The following is a 16,258-nucleotide window of genomic DNA, read 5'->3' as shown; positions in this document are numbered from 1 at the left end:
GGATACGCGTCGAGCGGGCCCCGCGCGTCGCTGCATGCGACGGTGACGGCAACGACGCGTCCGGCGCAGCGGGCAGCGTGTCCGAAAGACCGGCGCGCTCGCGCGCCGTGCGGCCCCATCTGCTCGGTCAGTGCGTCGCCGAACCGGGTCGCGCCGGTGGCCCTCATGGCCGGGTGACTCGTACGTGTCGTCGTTCGGCTGGCTCCTCCGCGCCGACCACGATCTGACGACGACAGGACGCCCTCCCGCGGGTTGGCGCTACGGGCACCGGCGCTGATCGGGCATCCGCCGAACTTCGGCGTTGACGCAACCTGACGGTCGTCCGGACCCGTCGAGCTTGCGGAGAAGGGAGCCCCGATGGTGGATGCCGAGCGTGAGTTCGTGGAGTACGTCTCCGCGCGACTGACAAGCCTGCATCGGACCGCGTTCCTGATGTGCGGCGACGCCCACCTGGCCGACGACGTGGTGCAGCGGACGATCACGGCGCTGTACGTGAACTGGCGCCGGGTCAGCCGGGCCGACAACGTCGACGCGTACGTGCACCGGATGCTGGTCCACAAGCTCGTCGACGAGAAGCGGTTGAGCTGGGCGAAGGTGCGGCTGCTGGGGTCGACGCCGGAGCCGGAGCGCACGCCGGCCACACCGCACGACGCGCTGGCCGAGCGGGACAGCCTGCTCGCCGCGCTCGCCCACCTTCCCCGGGGCCAGCGCACCGTACTGGTCCTGCGGTTCCTGTGTGACCTGTCGCTGGCCGACACGGCCGCCGCGATGGGCTGCTCCGAAGGCAACGTGAAGTCGCAGACGGCTCGGGCGCTGGCGGCAATCCGTCAGGTGCTCGACGTTACCGAGATGTCCGGGAGGAATCCGAGATGACCACGTTGGACGACCAGCGGATCGCCGCACTGCTGCAGGCGGCGCCGGTTCCGGAGCCGCGTGTCGACGTCGCCCGGGCGGTCCGCGACGGCCGGCGCCGCCGCCGGCGTCGCCGGCTGGGCGGGATCACCGCGGTGACGGTGACGGTCGGGCTCGGCGTCGCGGGCGCCGTCCAGCTCGGCGGGGCCGGCAGAGGGCCGGCTCCGGCCGCGCCCGCACTCGCGGCGTCACCGACAGCGACCGTGTCAACCGCCCCCGGGGTCACCTGCGACGCGTCGTGGTTGCCGCAGCCGATCGGCGGTCCGGTAGCGGTGGCGAACGGCGTCGACCCGACGGGGCGGTACATCGTCGGTGACATCGGCACCGGGCAGGAGGACGGGCGGGTCGTGCTCTGGACCGACGGCGAGGCAAGCGTCCTGCCGGCCAGCGCGCGGCACGCGGCCGCGGTCAACGCCGGCGGCGACGTGGTCGGTACCAACGGCGACGGCACGGGCTGGGTCTACCGGGATGGGAGACTGCGCTTCCTGGCGACCCCGCCCGGCTATCACGCGGTCCTCGTGCACGCGGTCAACGGCCGGGGCGACATCGCCGGCACCGCCAGCGGCGCCGGCGACTCGCGCCAGGCCGTGGTGTGGTCGGCGGGCCGCCCGCAGGAGTACCGGCTGGTCGGCCGGCCGGGATCCGCCGCGACCGGGATCACCGAGGACGGCACGGTCGTCGGCGCGATGGGCCAGCTGCCCTACCGGTGGACACCGCAGGGCACCGGGGCGGCGCTGGCGGTGCCCGACGGCTACCCGCGTGCCTCGGTCGACTCGGCTCATGGCGAGTGGGCGATCGGCATGGTTCCCGGCGCCCGGCAGGGCGGTTCCGTGCAGATGCTCCCGGTACGGTGGAATCTCACGACCGGGGCGGTGAGCGTGCTGCCGTTCCCGTCGACGTCCGGGATCGCTGGGAACGGCGACCTGCTGGTCGGCGACGGTGCACCGCTGGTCGTCGCCGCAGACGGCACGTCTCGGCGGCTGCCGGGGCGGCCCGACGTCCAGGCGACCGAGGCGGGCACGTACACGGCCAATGGGATCAGCGACGACGGTCTGACCGTGGTCGGTGCCGTCTACGAGAACGAGGTGTATCGCCCGCTAGTGTGGCGCTGCCACCGCTAGAGGTCGTTCCGGGCGAGAGGGCCCGGGCGTGAACGTGCGGTAACTCCCCGGGGAACGTTTGCGTTGAATGCCGCGTGCGATGTAACGGCGCGGAAACGGGCAGCGCCTGTCGATGGTGGAAGGCCGGCTTCAGCCGGACAGCCCACCGCGACGCCGCGGTGGCGGAGATCAAAACCATGGGGGAAGTACGAATGCGTGCGCCGATCAGGCGGGCTGTGGTTGGTGCCATCGCGGTGGCGCTGCTCGGCGGGCTGGGAATGACGTCCTGTGCTGATCCGGATCAGAACGGCGCGGTCGATGCCGGGTCGGCTCCGGTCGACCTCTCGGTGACCGGCGATCCCGGCCCGACCGACTCCGCACGCCTCTCCGCCTCGCCGTCGGCGAGCGGGTCTCCGTCGCCGTCGGCCAGCCGGTCGCCGTCGCCGTCGGCGAGCCGGTCCACGAAGCCGTCCCTCAGCCGGTCGCCGTCGCACGTCACGACCAGCAGAGCTGCGACGGCGGCTGCACCGAGCACCATCGCCTCCCGGCTGCACACCATTCCGTCCGGCACCCGCCAGCTCATCGTCGTCTACAGCAGCGGCTACGGTACGAGCGTCGCGTCCCTCGAGACGTTCGAAAAGGTGAGCGGCGTGTGGCGGCCGAAGTTCGGGGTGATGAGTGCGCGGATCGGCACCAAGGGATTCAGCGACAGTCACGAGGAGGGCGTCCCCACGACGCCCACGGGCGTCTACAGCATCGGTTCCACCATGTACGGCGTGCTCGCCAACCCGGGTGTCAAGTACAGCTACCACCGGCTGGTCACGAACGACTACTGGGACGAGAATCCCAGCTCGCCGACGTACAACAGCTTTGTGCATGGCACGGACCCGGGTGGGTACAGCGAGGCGCTGTGGCAGACCGTGCCGCAGTACAACTACTTCGCGGTCATCAACTACAACATTCCGGTGCGGACAGCCACCCCAGCCCGCGGCAGCGGCATCTTCCTGCACGTCTCGGGGAGCGGCGGTACCGCCGGGTGTGTCTCGTTGGCGCAGTCCAACCTGCTCCGCGTACTGGAGTGGCTGGACCCGGCCGCCTCTCCGCGCATCGTGATGGCGCCCAGCGAGAACCTCGGCCGATACTGACCGCCACACCGCCCGCGCCGCGCGTGCCGGGTGGCGCCGTTCATGGGCCGGCCAGCTGGTCGCGGCGACGGATGAGGTACGCCGTCTCGGCGGTGTTGCCGGCCAGCTCGATGGCCCGGTCGTACTCCGCCCGTGACTGCGCGCTGCGGCCCAGCCGGCGCAGCAGGTCGGCGCGGGTGGCGTGGAAGGCGTGGTAGCCGTCCAACGGCAGGGCGTCCACCTCGGCCAGCGCGACCTGAGGGCCGTCGAGCTCGGCGACCGCGATCGCCCGGTTGAGTCGCACGATCGGCGAGGGGTCGATCCGGGCCAGATGATCGTAGAGCGCGACGATCTGCGACCAGTCGGTGTCGCGGGCGTCGCGCGCGTCGGTGTGGACGGCGTTGATCGCGGCGAGGATCTGGTAGCGGCCCGGCGCCTGGCCGGAGGTGAGGCGGGCGCGGACCAGGGCGTGGCCCTCGGCGATCAGCTCGCGGTCCCACGCGCCGCGGTCCTGCTCGGTGAGGGTGACGAGCTCGCCGCTGGCTGACACCCGCGCGGCCCGGCGGGCCTCCGTCAGGAGCATGAGCGCCAGGAGCCCGACGACCTCGCCGTCGGTCGGCAGCAGGGCACGGACCAGCCGGGTCAGCCGGATCGCCTCCGCGGTCAGGTCGGCGCGGATCGCCCTCTTGGCGGGGTCGGAGGCCAGGTAGCCCTCGTTGAAGATCAGGTAGAGGACGGTGAGGACCCCGGTGACCCGGGCCGGGAGGTCCGCACGGAACGGCACGCCGTAGGGAATCCCCGCTGCCTTGATCTTCGCCTTCGCGCGGGTGATCCGCCGGCCCACCGCGGTCTCCTGGGCCAGGAACGCGTGGGCGATCTCGGGAACGGTGAGCCCTCCGACCATCCGCAGGGTCAGCGCGATCCGCGCCTCCACGGCGAGAGCGGGATGGCAACAGGTGAAGATGAGGCGGAGCCGGTCGTCGTCGATGACGCCGAGCGGCTCGGGGGCGTCGGCCAGCATCAGCGCCTCCCTGTGCTTGTCCTCGCGTCTGGCCTCGCGCCGGAGCCGGTCGATGGCCTTGCGGTGAGCGGTGGTGGTGAGCCACGCGCCGGGCCTCGGAGGGACGCCGTCGACCGGCCAGCGCTCGACCGCGGTCGCGAACGCCTCGGCGGCCATCTCCTCGGCGATGTCGAGGTCGCCGAGGCGTCGGGCCAGGGTCGCGACCACCCGGGCCCACTCCTCGCGGTGGACGCGGGTGATCACCTCGCCGATGTCGGACATCAACCCGGGAACGGCGGTCGCTCGACCGTCCGGTTGCAGTGCGCCGCGATGCCGGGGCCGGCCGCGCCGCCGCGCATGGACGTCAGGTAACGCGCCATCGACATCGTCATCTCCTGTCCTCGGGTGGCCACCGGTCACCCTGCTTCGAACGCCGCTGTCTCGATCCGACATGCTCCGCCGAGATCGCGGCGCCTCGCGCGATCCCTCGTCCCTCAGGAGCGGTAGTAGGCGTCGATGGGGGCCCGTGCCTCGTCGAACAGGGCCGGCCCGTCCTGCGGCACGGCAGGCCACGCGCCGGAGGCCGGGTTGAGTTCGACGAGTTGCTCGGTGGCCAGCGCGTAGACGACCCGGCCGAGCCCGGAGCGGACGATGCCTCCCGTGCACATGCCGCACGGCTGGCAGCTCGTGTACATGGTGGTGCGTGCGGCGGTCTCCGGGTCGAGTTCGCGCGCAGCCCAGCGGGCGAGCTTCAGTTCCGGGTGGGCGCTGATGTCGTTGTCGCGCCGGACGGTGTTGTGGGCTTCGACGAGAACCGTGCCGTTGGGATCGGCCAACAGGGAGCCGTACGGTGCGTCGCCCAGGGTGACGGCGTGCGCCGCGATGGCGATGGCGCGCCGCAGGAGTTCCTCGTCGGCAGTGGTGATCACGATGGCGTCCTCCGGTGTGTGGCCAGGGCGGTCAGCGCCTGCCAGGCTATGTCGGGTCTGCGGGTGTCTTCGGGATCTCCGTGGTACGGGTCGAGCACGACGGCTTCGGCGCCGAGCTGCTCGAGCTGGTCGAGATCGTCGAGGACCTGCTCGATGGTGCCGACGCCCGCGAGCCGCCCCGGGTCGTCGACCGGTGCGGTCAGCCGTAGGGCGATCCGGGGCGTGAGGGCCGGCAGCGCGTGCTTCGCCACGGCCGCCCGCAGCCAGGGAAGGGTGACCCGCAGAGGGTGCCAGGCATCGCCGAACCGGACCGCGCGCCGGATCGCCGCGTCGCTGTTGCCGCCGACCCAGATGGGCACCGATATGGTCTCCCGCAAGGTGGACAGGTAGTCGTCGGTCAGCCTGCCGCGCTCGGTGAACGGCACGCCGAGGGCGTCGAACTCCTGACGTGCCCAGCCGACCCCCACCCCCAGCACGAACCGGCCGTCGCTGAGCTGCTGGAGGTTGGTGGCCATGCGTGCCACCAGCAGCGGGTGCCGGTAGGGCAGCACGAGCACGGTGGTGCCCAGCCGCAGCCTGGTAGTGACACCCGCGAGCCAGGACAGCGTCGTGAACGGCTCGTAGAACGGCTCCGGATACCGCTGCGCCACGTCCGGGGTGACGGCCACGTGGTCGGACAGCATGAGGAGGTCGAAGCCGAGCCCCTCGACGATCCGTCCCCACTCCCGCAGGACGCCCGGATCGGTGCCAGGCCCGAAGTTCGGTACGTTGACGCCCAGTTGCATGTTCCGAGGGTATCCCGGTGATCTACGTCAGAGGAACAAAGTGTTCCCGGTGGCTACGGCCATTCGCCGTGGAAACCCCGGTAGAATCGCGGCATGGCCGGGAATCTTGACGACGTCGATTGGGCGATCCTCGACCAGTTGCAGCAGGACGCTCGCATCTCCCTCAGTGAGTTGGGGCGACGCGTGAGCCTCAGCCCGTCGGCCACGACGGAACGGGTGCGGCAACTGGAGGCGCAGGGCGTCATCTCCGGCTATCGCGCGGTGGTCGACCTGGCCAAGGTCGGCTACCCCGTCCTCGCCGTCGTCCGGTTGAAGTACCCGGGCAACCGTCACGAACCGCTGCACCGCCTGCTCGGCGAGCGCCGGGAGATCCTGGAGTGCCTACGCACGACCGGCGACGACTGCTACACCCTGAAGGTGGCCGCGACCTCCATGGGGCACCTGGAGGCGCTCATCGACGAACTCGCCGGTTTCGGCAGCACCACCACCAATGTCGTCTACAGCCAGACCCTGCCCTACCGCGGACCCGACCGGCCCTGACCGCCCACCCCTGCAGCTGTTACTGAAAGTAGCCGTTCATGCGCCGTCGGTAGTCCGGCCATAGCGTGCCGCTCTCTGCCTCGTTTCGCCCTGTGGATGCGTGGATCCAGGGTCCGCGCACGGCACCTGCCTGAGCCGAACGGGGGAAGCGATGGGATCTGTCCGACGACTGTCGGTGGTATCGGTGGGATTACTGGTGGCTGGAGCGGCCGGTCTGGGGCTGGCGTCGCCGGCGCTCGCGGCCCCGGGCGACGCCGCCGCGCGGGGCGTGGTCCTCGACCTGGTCGGGGACCCCGGCGACGAGTCGGTCCAGGCCCAGGGCACCTTCGGAAGCGTGACCGCACCGTCCGGTGGCGGTACGGACGATGAGACGTCGGTGGACGTCACCCTCGCCGATCCGGAGAACGTGGTCGCCACCGGCACGGTCACGGAGGTCACCGCCACCCGCGGGCCGACCACGTCCGCCGCCTCGTCCCAACTCGCCGACTTCGCGCTGAGCGTCCTCGACGTCGAGGTGCTGGACGTCTCCGAGCTGGGAGTGACCGCCCAGTGCCGCGCCGGCAACACCAGCGCCGGAGCCACCGGCGAGGACATCACGGTCTTCGGCCAGCAGATCACCATCCGTGACACGGCCCAGGAGTTCACCGCGAACGTCACCGTCACCGGTCTCACGGACGCCACCCTGCACGCCGTCGTCGACCGCCAGCTCACCGGCACACCGGACAACGTCATCGCGATCAACGTGCGCGCGGTGCTCTCGGTCTCCGGTTTCGACGGCGCCGACCCGGTGCGGTTCTCGCTCGGGCAGGTGATCCTCGCGGAAGCCTCCTGCCAGAGCCCGTCGGCGGCGCCGCCGACGGCGTCGGTGATCTCGCCGACGTCGGGCCCGCAGTCAGGCGGTCAGCCGGTGACGATCACCGGCACCGGCTTCGTACCGAACGCCACGGTGGTGGCGTTCGACGGCGTGGCGGCCACCGGTGTGGTCGTGGCCGCCGACGGGACCTCGCTGTCAGCCGTGACGCCACCGGGGACGGTGGGCCCGGCGGAGGTGGTGGTCAGCACGGCCGGCGGCTCGGCGCCCGCGTTGGGGTACACCTATCTCGCCGAAGGCACCGGCGCCGAGGTCACCGGATTGACGCCGCGCGAAGGCCCGACCACCGGCGGTACGACCGTGACCATCACGGGTTCCGGGTTCACCGGAGCGACCGGAGTGACCTTCGCCGGGGTGACCGGCACCGGCTTCACCGTCAACGCGGCCGGCACCACGATCACGGTGGTGACCCCGCCGAACCCGGCCGGCGCGGCCACCGTCGAGCTGGTCTTCCCGACCGGCACGGCGAACGCCGGCACGTTCACCTACCAGCCACACCTGCCGGTCACCGGCACCTCACTCCGCCTGCCCATCGCGGCCGGCCTCACCATGCTGCTCACCGGCGCGCTGCTGCTTCTGGTCGCCCGCCATCGCCGGCAGCGCCTCTGGCAGGTCTGACCCCACCGTGCGGTCCGGGTGGCGAGGAAGCCTCGCCACCCGGCTGCCACGGCCACCGCAGGCCCAGGTGGTCACCGACAGAACCCTGACCGGATGGCCGAAGGGTTGCCGTCACCGGGATCAGCGCGTACTCCGGGAGAAGAGGCTCCGCCACCCGGACGACCCCTGCCGCGGCGGCTCTGCCGTGGCATCCGAGTCCAGGGCTCTCGCCGCCGGTACCTACAGTCGGGCCATGAGCAGCGACGAGGGCGTGCGCGATCGCGTACGAGTGCGAGCCGTCTACCCCGGCACCTTCGATCCCTTCACTCCGGGGCATCTGAATGTGGTGAACCGGGCACGCGACCTCTTCGACGAAGTGGTCGTGCTCGTCGCGGTCAACAGCACCAAGCATCCGTCCGTGAGCGAGGAGGAGCGAGCGGCCGCTGTCCGTGCCGTTCTGCCGGTCGAGTGGACCTCCGTCACCGTCGCGGCCTGGAGCGGGTTGACCTCCACCTACTGCCGTCGCCATGGGATAGGAGTGATCGTGCGCGGCGTGCGTAACACCACCGACCTGTGGACCGAGCACCAGCTCGCCGCGATGAACCAGTCGCTGGGCGTCCCCACGGTGTTCCTGCCTGCGCAGCCCGAACTGGCCGCGGTGTCGTCGACCGCGGTGCGCTCGCTGGGGAGGTGACCCCTCGTCGGGCAGCCGTGGGCTTCGTACCGGCCGGGTCCGACGTTCCTCACGGCGGGTCACCCCGTCAGGCTTCGGGTTCAGCGCCCTCGAGGATCTCCTTGAGCAGGGCAAGGTCTCCGTTGACCAACGCAACGTCCCGTTCGAACTCGGCGTCGGTCATCCCGGGGGAGCGGCGCAGCGTGAAGACCACTTCGCAGCCGTCGCCGTCCGCGATCGCCCGCAGCGGCACGTACACCGTCTCGCCGGAGGGCGTCACGACCTCGTGGTCGAGCACGCCGTACTCGTTGTGCGGGGCGAACGTGACCCGAACCGGGCCGTCCGGAGTCTCGACGAACCAGTTCCCGTCCCGCCGCGCCACGGAGCTGCCCAGGCCGGGCGCCCAGCGGGGCAGGTTGGCGGGGTCGGAGGCGAACGCGTAGACCTGCCGCACCGGCCGGTCGATGTGCACGCTGAGGTGCCGGGACTGCCCGTTCATCACGCGATGATGCCACGGCCTCGCTTCAGGCGGCCGGCAAAAGGAAAGGCAAGGAGATCATCTCCTTGCCACTTCTAATGTATATCGCACCCGGGGGCTTGCGGCAAGGCCCGTGTGGTGGCGCAGAATCGTCGGCCCGAGGTCACAACCTGCGGAAATGGGGGGCACGACGTGCGTGTGTTGGTGGCGACGGACGGGGGACGGCGATCAGAGGCGAGGGTTCGCTTGACACGCGGTTCGACAGAACGGGAGGCGCCGGCGATTCGAGCGGCCAGTGCGGTACGACCGAGCCCGGCTGCCTCGGAGGTGTTCCGATGAGCGAGCAGCACGTGCTGGATCTTCACGACGTCGACGAGACGCAGGTCGCTGTCGTCGGCGGCAAGGGCGCGCATCTGGGCGGGCTGTCGCGGATCGACGGCGTACGCGTGCCGCCTGGTTTCTGCGTGACGACGGACGCCTTCCGGCGGATCATCGCGGAAGCGCCGTCGATCGACGATCGGCTCGACCGGCTGTCGCGCCTGACCCCGGACGACCGGGAGACGGTCCGCACGCTCAGCGCGGAGATCCGCCGGACGATCGAAGGGACGGCCATCCCCGACGACCTGGCGGCGGCGATCAGCCGCGCGCTCGCCCGGCTCGGCGAGCGAGCCGCCTACGCCGTGCGGTCCAGCGCGACGGCGGAGGACCTGCCGACGGCCTCGTTCGCCGGCCAGCAGGACACGTACCTGAACGTCGTGGGACCGGCGGCGATCCTCGAGCACGTCAGGCGGTGCTGGGCGTCGCTGTTCACCGAGCGCGCCGTGATCTACCGCCAGCGCAACGGCATCGACCACCGTACGGTGCACATGGCCGTGGTCGTGCAGCAGATGGTGTTCCCGGACGCGTCCGGCATCCTGTTCACGGCCGACCCCGTCACGGGCAACCGGAAGGTCGCCACCGTGGACGCCAGCTTCGGCCTCGGCGAGGCCCTGGTCTCCGGCCTGGTGAATCCGGACGTCTTCACGGTCCGCGACGGCGGGATCGTCGACAGGGCGATCGCCGCCAAGCAGCGTGCCGTTCAGGCGCTGCCGGCTGGCGGTACGCAGGACGTGGCGATCGACCCGCAGCGGCAGGAGCAGCCGGCCCTCACGGACGCGCAGGTGCTACGGCTCGTGCGGCTCGGCCGGCGGATCGAGGCGCACTTCGGCCGCCCGCAGGACATCGAATGGTGCCTCGTCGACGACGACTTCCAGATCGTCCAGAGCCGACCGATCACCACCCTGTTTCCCATCCCTGCGGCTCCCGACGCAGAGCGCCACGTCTACCTCTCCGTCGGCCACCAGCAGATGATGACCGACGCCATGAAGCCCCTGGGCGTCTCCATGTGGCAGCTGACCGCCATGGCGCCGATGCACGAGGCCGGCGGGAGGCTGTTCGTCGACGTCACCCCGCGCCTGGCCTCGCCGGCGAGCCGCGCCGGTCTCCTGGACCTCATGGGAAAATCCGATCCGCTGTTCAGGGACGCGCTGGAGACGGTCCTCGACCGCGGCGACGTCGGCCCGTCCCTCCCGGACGCGGCGCCCGCCGCGCCGCCGGCCGGCGGGCCGCCCGCCCCGATCGAGACCGACCCGGCCATCGTCACCGAGCTGATCGAGCGGAGCCGGGCGTCCATCGCGGCCCTGCAGCGTGACATCCGTACGAAGACCGGACCGGCGCTGTTCGACTTCCTGCGGGAGGCGTTCGTCGAGCACAAGCGAGTCCTCGGTGACCCGCTGAACTTCCAGGCGATCATGGCGGGGATGGACGCCACCTGGTGGCTCAACGACCACCTGCGGGAGTGGCTGGGCGAGAAGAACGCGGCCGACACCCTCACGCTGTCCGCCCCCAACAACGTCACCTCGGAGATGGGCCTCGCGCTGCTCGACGTCGCCGACGTGATCCGCCCGCACCCGGAGGTGGTGGCGTTCCTGCAGGGCGTCGACGAAGACGGCTTCCTCGACGAGCTCCCGAAGCTCGCGGGCGGCAGCGAAGCGCGCGACGCCATCGAGGCATACCTCGACCGGTACGGCATGCGCTGCGTCGGCGAGATCGACATCACGAGGCCGCGCTGGCGCGAACGCCCCAGCACCCTCGTACCCCTGATCCTCGACAACATCAGGAACTTCGAGCCGGGCGCCGCCGGGCGGCGCTTCGAGCAGGGACGGCAGGAGGCGCAGAAGAAGGAACAGGAGGTGCTCTCGCGCTTGCGGGCCCTGCCGGACGGGGAGCAGAAGGCCGACGAGGCCAAGCGGATGATCGACCGGGTCCGGACCTTCATCGGGTACCGGGAGTACCCGAAGTACGACATCATCAGCCGCTACTTCATCTACAAGCAGGCCCTGCTGGACGAGGCCGAGCGCCTCGTGCAGGCCGGCGTGCTCCCGGAGAAGGAGGACATCTTCTACCTCACGTTCCAGGAGCTCCACGACGTCGTACGGACCCACCAGGTGGACGAGCAGCTCGTCCAGCAGCGCAAGGACGCCTTCCGGGCGTACCAGGCGCTCACGCCGCCCCGAGTGCTCACCTCGGACGGCGAGGCCGTCGTCGGGACGTACCGGCGCGACGACGTGCCCGCCGGCGCGCTGAGCGGCCTGCCGGTCTCCTCCGGAACCGTCGAGGGGAGGGCCCGCGTCATCCTCGACATCGCCCAGGCCGATCTCGAGGCGGGTGACATCCTGGTCACCGCCTACACCGATCCCAGCTGGTCGCCCGTGTTCGTGGCGATCGCGGGCCTGGTGACGGAGGTGGGCGGCCTCATGACCCACGGCGCGGTGATCGCCCGGGAGTACGGCCTGCCCGCCGTCGTCGGTGTCACCGATGCCACCCGGCTCATCCGCGACGGGCAACGGATCCGCGTGCACGGCACCGGCGGGTACGTCGAGATCCTCTCCTGATCGACCGCCCTCGACAGGGGCGAGCGGACCCGCCGGCGAGGCGTCGTCACGGCGTCGGCACCCGAGCTGCCGACGCCGTGACGGCCCGCCGAGCTGGCGGACGCACCGGCGTCAGCGCCCGACGCCCCGATCGGGTGCGCTCATGTCGCCCGTCCCGGGTGTGCCATCGGCGAGCCCGTAGCGCAGGTACACGGTGCCCGTCGGGCTGGCCACCGGCGGTTCGAGGAGTCTGACGTTCGTGGGAACGGCGCCACCGTCGAACACCTTCTTCCCGACGCCGAGGACGATCGGGTGCACCCAGAGGTCGAGACGGTCGAAGAGCTTCTCGCGCAGGAGGGTCTGCACCAGGTTCAGGCTTCCGACGACCTTCACGTGCTCGTGCCGGTCACGGATCTCGCGTACGGCGCTGGCCAGATCCGGGCCGAGCTGGCTGGACCCGGCCCACGGAAGGTCGGGCCGGCCGCGGGAGGCCACGTACTTCGGGACGCTGTTGAAGAGCGTGGCGATGTCGTTGTCCTGGCCGCCCTTCTGGTGCGGCCAGTAGGCGGCGAAGATGTCGTACGTGCGCCGGCCGAGCAGGAGGGCGTCCGTGCCCTCGTACGCGGCACCGACCTGCGCCCCGGAGACCTCGTCCAGCAGGGGCGCCTGCCAGCCGCCGAACGGGAACCCCGCGGGGTCCTCCTCGGGGCCGCCGGGCGCCTGCCCGACGAGGTCGAGGGTCGCGAACAGCTCGATGTGGATGAGGCCCATGCCCTGCTCCTGACGCGTTGGTTGTCTCGGTTGGGAGGTAGACCTGCGGGCGTCGGCAGACTCATCGCTGCCACGGCATCCATCTTCGTACTCGTCCGAGGCCCGCTATTGCACCTCACGTGACGTGAGGGATTAGCGTCGGGACGGGGTGATGACATGGGCGAGCGACGCTGGAAGGTCGGCGAGCTGGCTGGTGCGACCGGCTTGACTGTGCGCACGCTGCACCACTTCGACGAGATCGGGCTCCTGTGTCCCTCCGAGCGCTCCCCGGCCGGGCACCGGCTCTACACCGCAGGCGACGTCCGGCGGCTGTACCAGGTGCTCGCCCTGCGTCAGCTCGGCATTCCGCTGGCGCAGATCGGCGGTTCGCTCACCGGCACCTCCGGCGACCTGACCTCAGCGGTACACGGCCAGCTGGCACAGGTGGAGCGACACGTCGCGCGACAGCAGCAGCTCAAACGCCAACTGACCGTCCTGTCGCGGGTCCTGCGGGAGGCACGGGAACCGTCGATCGACCAACTCACCGAGACGATGGAGGCGATGGTGCAGGCCAGGTACTTCACACCCGACCAGCTGGCCGGGCTCAAAGCCAGACATCACGACGTCGGCGGCGACGCGTTCGGCCGATGGCGTGAGCGGTGGACAGACATCGCTGCTCAGGTACGGGCACACGTCCTGGCCGGAGCGGATCCAGCCGATCCCGAGGTGCAGGCGACGGCCCGCCGCTGGACGGATCTCATGGAGGACATGACCGGCGGCGACCGGGCGATCCTGTCCGGCATGTACGCGAAGATGGACGGCAGGGGACCGGAGGCGGCCACCCGCGACGTCGTGAGCGCCGAGGTGTGGGACTACATCAAACGGGCCTTCGCGGTCGGCTTCAACGCCCGGCCCTGAGCTCTCTCCGTGATCCGCCGACGCCGGCGCCTGACCGGTCGGGTCTGGCCTTTCTGTCGAGCAGCCAGCGCTCGAAGTCGACGGCCACGATGCGCTCGTCGTGCACGCCCGCCGCGTCGTCGGACGCCAGCCAGACGATGGGCGGGCCCATCACCGCCGGCTCCAGGAACTCCCGGCCCTCGGGCATGACCTCGCGGGGCAGCATCCCCGTGACGGTGGCGCCCCCGGGCAGCAGCAGATTGACGGTCACGCCGGTGTCCCGCAGGTCGGCTGCCATGATCCGGGACAGCGCCTCGCTGCCGGCACGTGACGGTCCATAGGGGACAAACCCGGCGCGGTGCATCGTCGTGTGGCTCACCGAAACGTTGACGATGCGACCGCCGCCAGCGGCCAGCATCCGCGGTACGACCTCGCGCGCCACCAGGAAGTAGCCGGTCAGGTTGGTCTCGATCACTGCACGGAAGCCGCCGACCGGCACCTCCCAGAAACCCTGCGGATGCGTCATGAATCGCGGGTTGACCGTACGCATGCCGATCCCGGCGTTGTTCACCAGCATGTCGATGCCCCCGAGCCGCGTCCACGCCTCGTCGACCGCCCGGGCCACCGACGACTCGTCCCGCACGTCCAGCTCGATGCCGAGCGCCCCCGGCAGCCCGGCGGCGACCGATTCCGCGCGGTGACCGGATCGGCCGGTCAGCGCGACCCCCGCTCCCGCCGTGGCCAGGGCGGACGCCATGGCCAGTCCGAGTCCGCTCGTCCCGCCGGTCACCAGCACCCTCATCCGGAGCCCCCCGCTTCCCACGAACGGCCCGCGCCCGCCCGCTGGCCGTGATCTCCCTGAATTCACCACGACGCTAGAAGTTCGGGCGTGCTCGAAGTCAAGCGCGGATCCGCGAGGCGACGAGGGGCTGTACCTACCGGTATGTACAATGACGGCATGGACTCGCGACAGCTCCTGGTCGAGACGATGAGCGAGCTTATGTGGGAGCGCGGCTACGCCGACACGAGCCCACGTGACGTGCGCGAACGATCCGGCGTGGGTCAGGGCAGCATGTACCACCACTTCCCGACCAAGCGGGACCTGGCGCTCGCCGCCCTTGAACGCAACGTCGCCGACCTGCTGCCGGCCGCATCCGAGCTCGACGGCCCGGGCAGTCCGATGGCCTGCATCGAGGCCTACCTGATGCGTCCGCGCGACGCCCTCAAGGGCTGCAAGGTCGGCCGGATGACCCAGGACCCGCAGGTCCGGGAGGACCCGGTGCTGCTTGCCCCGGTGGCGCGCGCGTTCGCCCAGGTCCACGTCAGCTGGGTGACGGTGCTACGCGAGGCGGTCGCCGCAGGCGAGCTGCGGGCCGACCTCGACCCCGAGCGTCTCGCCCACACCCTGATGGCCGTCCTGCAGGGCGGCTACGTGCTCGCGATCGCACAGCAGGACCCAGGCCCGTTCGACGACGCCCGCGCCGGCGCCCTCGACCTGCTCCGGGCGGCGGCACCGCCCGCGCCCCACCGCACGAACAACAGGAGGAACGGAAAGCCATGACGGTACGCATCGGCATCAACGGGTTCGGACGGATCGGGCGCAGCTACCTGCGGGCGGCCCTGGCGAACAACGCCGACGTCGAGGTGGTCGCGGTCAACGACCTCACCGACGCCCGCACACTGGCCACCCTGCTCGAGTGGGACTCCATTTCCGGGCACCTCGACGGCGTCGCCTTCGACGGCGACGCGATCGTCGTCCAGGGCACGCGCATGAGGGTCTTCGCGCAGTCGGACCCCGCAACCATCCCCTGGGGTGACGTCGGCGCCGACGTCGTCATCGAGTCCACCGGCCATTTCACGGACGGCGTCGCGGCGGCTGCCCACCTCAAGGGCGGCGCCAGGAAGGTCATCATCTCGGCGCCGGCCAAGGGCGACGTCCCCACGATCGTTCTCGGGGTGAACGACGACAGCCTCGACCCGGACAGCCACGACGTCTTTTCCAACGGCTCGTGCACCACGAACTCGCTGGCGCCGCTGGCGAAGGTGCTCAACGACTCGTTCGGCATCGAGTCGGGACTGATGACGACGGTCCACGCCTACACGGGCGACCAGCGGCTCCACGACGCCCCGCACTCCGACCTGCGCCGGGCCCGCGCGGCGGCCGTCTCGACCATCCCGACGTCGTCGGGCGCGGCGAAGGCGATCGGCAAGGTCATCCCCGAGCTCGACGGGCGTCTCACCGGTGCCGCACTACGCGTCCCCGTCCCGGCGGGCTCGGTCACCGACCTCACCGTGGTCCTCCGGCAGCGCGCCGACGTCGAGGACGTCAACGCGGCGTTCCGTGAGGCGGCCGCGTCCCCGGGGCTGCGGCGCTACCTGCAGTACTCCGAGGCGCCGCTGGTCTCGGCGGACATCGTCGGCAACCCCTACTCGTCGATCTTCGATGCGCCGCTGACCGAGGCCATCGGCAACCAGGTCAAGGTGCTCGGTTGGTACGACAACGAATGGGGATTCTCCAACCGCCTCGTCGAGTTCTCCGAGCGGATCGGAGTGACCACGGCGGCCTGACGGCGAGGACCAGGGCGGCGTCGGATCAGGCCCACAGACAACCCGAGGCGACCGCGGTTCCCCCCTGGGCGCCGTCGCCGCGATGTCGGTGCGGCGATCCGACAAGGCCCGGGGATCGGCCG

At 71.0% G+C, this 16,258-nt stretch carries 17 protein-coding genes; 10 read left to right on the top strand and 7 right to left on the bottom strand.

Annotated features, from left to right (window positions below; translation table 11 throughout):
• Window positions 1-357 precede the first annotated feature (357 nt).
• Window positions 358-873, top strand: coding sequence for a SigE family RNA polymerase sigma factor (locus tag D7193_RS25235; protein ID WP_120782032.1), 516 nt, complete (start codon window positions 358-360; stop codon window positions 871-873).
• Entirely contained in the window at window positions 870-2,033 is a 1,164-nt protein-coding gene (locus D7193_RS25230; protein WP_120782031.1) for a hypothetical protein, read from the top strand. The genes D7193_RS25235 and D7193_RS25230 overlap by 4 nt, the downstream gene beginning before the upstream one ends.
• A gap of 280 nt (window positions 2,034-2,313) precedes the next feature.
• Here the strand turns inward: D7193_RS25230 and D7193_RS25225 are convergent, their stop codons facing one another.
• Window positions 2,314-2,583: a hypothetical protein gene (locus D7193_RS25225; RefSeq protein ID WP_147434448.1), complete on the bottom strand. Its 270-nt coding sequence runs from the start codon at window positions 2,581-2,583 to the stop codon at window positions 2,314-2,316.
• A 79-nt stretch (window positions 2,584-2,662) separates the two neighbouring features.
• On the opposite strand from D7193_RS25225, the gene D7193_RS25220 reads away from it, so the two are divergent.
• Complete coding sequence (locus D7193_RS25220) at window positions 2,663-3,157, top strand: L,D-transpeptidase family protein (RefSeq protein ID WP_147434447.1); 495 nt, start codon at window positions 2,663-2,665, stop codon at window positions 3,155-3,157.
• A gap of 40 nt (window positions 3,158-3,197) precedes the next feature.
• On the opposite strand, the gene D7193_RS25215 is transcribed toward D7193_RS25220, so the two are convergent.
• The 3 genes from D7193_RS25215 to D7193_RS25205 all read right to left on the bottom strand — a co-directional run bounded on the left by D7193_RS25215 (window position 3,198) and on the right by D7193_RS25205 (window position 5,850).
• The gene (locus D7193_RS25215) at window positions 3,198-4,418 is read right to left on the bottom strand and encodes an RNA polymerase sigma factor (RefSeq protein WP_120782028.1); all 1,221 of its coding nucleotides are present in this window, start codon (window positions 4,416-4,418) and stop codon (window positions 3,198-3,200) included.
• A gap of 212 nt (window positions 4,419-4,630) precedes the next feature.
• The gene (locus D7193_RS25210) at window positions 4,631-5,065 is read right to left on the bottom strand and encodes a nucleoside deaminase (protein ID WP_120782027.1); all 435 of its coding nucleotides are present in this window, start codon (window positions 5,063-5,065) and stop codon (window positions 4,631-4,633) included.
• Entirely contained in the window at window positions 5,062-5,850 is a 789-nt protein-coding gene (locus D7193_RS25205; RefSeq protein WP_120782026.1) for an LLM class flavin-dependent oxidoreductase, read from the bottom strand. Before D7193_RS25205 ends, D7193_RS25210 begins: the two co-directional genes overlap by 4 nt.
• 93 nt (window positions 5,851-5,943) lie before the next feature.
• Between D7193_RS25205 and D7193_RS25200 the strand changes: the two genes are divergently transcribed.
• The 3 genes from D7193_RS25200 (at window position 5,944) to coaD (ending at window position 8,552) form a co-directional block, all read left to right on the top strand.
• Window positions 5,944-6,390, top strand: a complete 447-nt coding sequence (locus tag D7193_RS25200; protein WP_120782025.1) for an Lrp/AsnC family transcriptional regulator — start codon at window positions 5,944-5,946, stop codon at window positions 6,388-6,390.
• 196 nt (window positions 6,391-6,586) lie between these two features.
• Window positions 6,587-7,879 carry an IPT/TIG domain-containing protein gene (locus D7193_RS25195; protein WP_120782024.1) on the top strand — a complete coding sequence of 431 codons (1,293 nt, stop codon included), beginning with the start codon at window positions 6,587-6,589 and terminating at the stop codon, window positions 7,877-7,879.
• A gap of 232 nt (window positions 7,880-8,111) precedes the next feature.
• Entirely contained in the window at window positions 8,112-8,552 is a 441-nt protein-coding gene (coaD, locus tag D7193_RS25190) for a pantetheine-phosphate adenylyltransferase (RefSeq protein ID WP_120782216.1), read from the top strand.
• 67 nt (window positions 8,553-8,619) lie between these two features.
• Here coaD and D7193_RS25185 read toward each other — a convergent pair whose 3' ends face one another.
• Window positions 8,620-9,030: an SRPBCC family protein gene (locus D7193_RS25185; RefSeq protein WP_120782023.1), complete on the bottom strand. Its 411-nt coding sequence runs from the start codon at window positions 9,028-9,030 to the stop codon at window positions 8,620-8,622.
• Window positions 9,031-9,344: 314 nt separating this feature from the next.
• On the opposite strand from D7193_RS25185, the gene rph reads away from it, so the two are divergent.
• Window positions 9,345-11,942 (top strand): rifamycin-inactivating phosphotransferase, encoded by a 2,598-nt coding sequence (rph, locus tag D7193_RS25180; protein WP_120782022.1) that lies wholly within the window; start codon window positions 9,345-9,347, stop codon window positions 11,940-11,942.
• A gap of 111 nt (window positions 11,943-12,053) precedes the next feature.
• Here the strand turns inward: rph and D7193_RS25175 are convergent, their stop codons facing one another.
• Entirely contained in the window at window positions 12,054-12,692 is a 639-nt protein-coding gene (locus tag D7193_RS25175; RefSeq protein WP_120782021.1) for a dihydrofolate reductase family protein, read from the bottom strand.
• A gap of 156 nt (window positions 12,693-12,848) precedes the next feature.
• Between D7193_RS25175 and D7193_RS34930 the strand changes: the two genes are divergently transcribed.
• Window positions 12,849-13,589 (top strand): MerR family transcriptional regulator, encoded by a 741-nt coding sequence (locus tag D7193_RS34930; protein ID WP_120782020.1) that lies wholly within the window; start codon window positions 12,849-12,851, stop codon window positions 13,587-13,589.
• Here D7193_RS34930 and D7193_RS25165 read toward each other — a convergent pair.
• Window positions 13,573-14,370, bottom strand: coding sequence for an SDR family NAD(P)-dependent oxidoreductase (locus D7193_RS25165; RefSeq protein WP_120782019.1), 798 nt, complete (start codon window positions 14,368-14,370; stop codon window positions 13,573-13,575). The genes D7193_RS34930 and D7193_RS25165 overlap by 17 nt on opposite strands.
• A 156-nt stretch (window positions 14,371-14,526) precedes the next feature.
• Between D7193_RS25165 and D7193_RS25160 the strand changes: the two genes are divergently transcribed.
• Both D7193_RS25160 and gap read left to right on the top strand, forming a co-directional pair.
• Window positions 14,527-15,129, top strand: a complete 603-nt coding sequence (locus D7193_RS25160) for a TetR/AcrR family transcriptional regulator (protein ID WP_120782215.1) — start codon at window positions 14,527-14,529, stop codon at window positions 15,127-15,129.
• Window positions 15,126-16,136, top strand: a complete 1,011-nt coding sequence (gene gap / locus D7193_RS25155; protein WP_120782018.1) for a type I glyceraldehyde-3-phosphate dehydrogenase — start codon at window positions 15,126-15,128, stop codon at window positions 16,134-16,136. Before D7193_RS25160 ends, gap begins: the two co-directional genes overlap by 4 nt.
• Window positions 16,137-16,258 lie beyond the last annotated feature (122 nt).

The organism is Micromonospora costi (assembly GCF_003626655.1).
Lineage (GTDB): Bacteria > Actinomycetota > Actinomycetes > Mycobacteriales > Micromonosporaceae > Micromonospora > Micromonospora costi.
The sequence above is the reverse complement of the archived record's forward strand: the minus strand, read 5'-3'. Positions and strand labels throughout refer to the sequence as shown.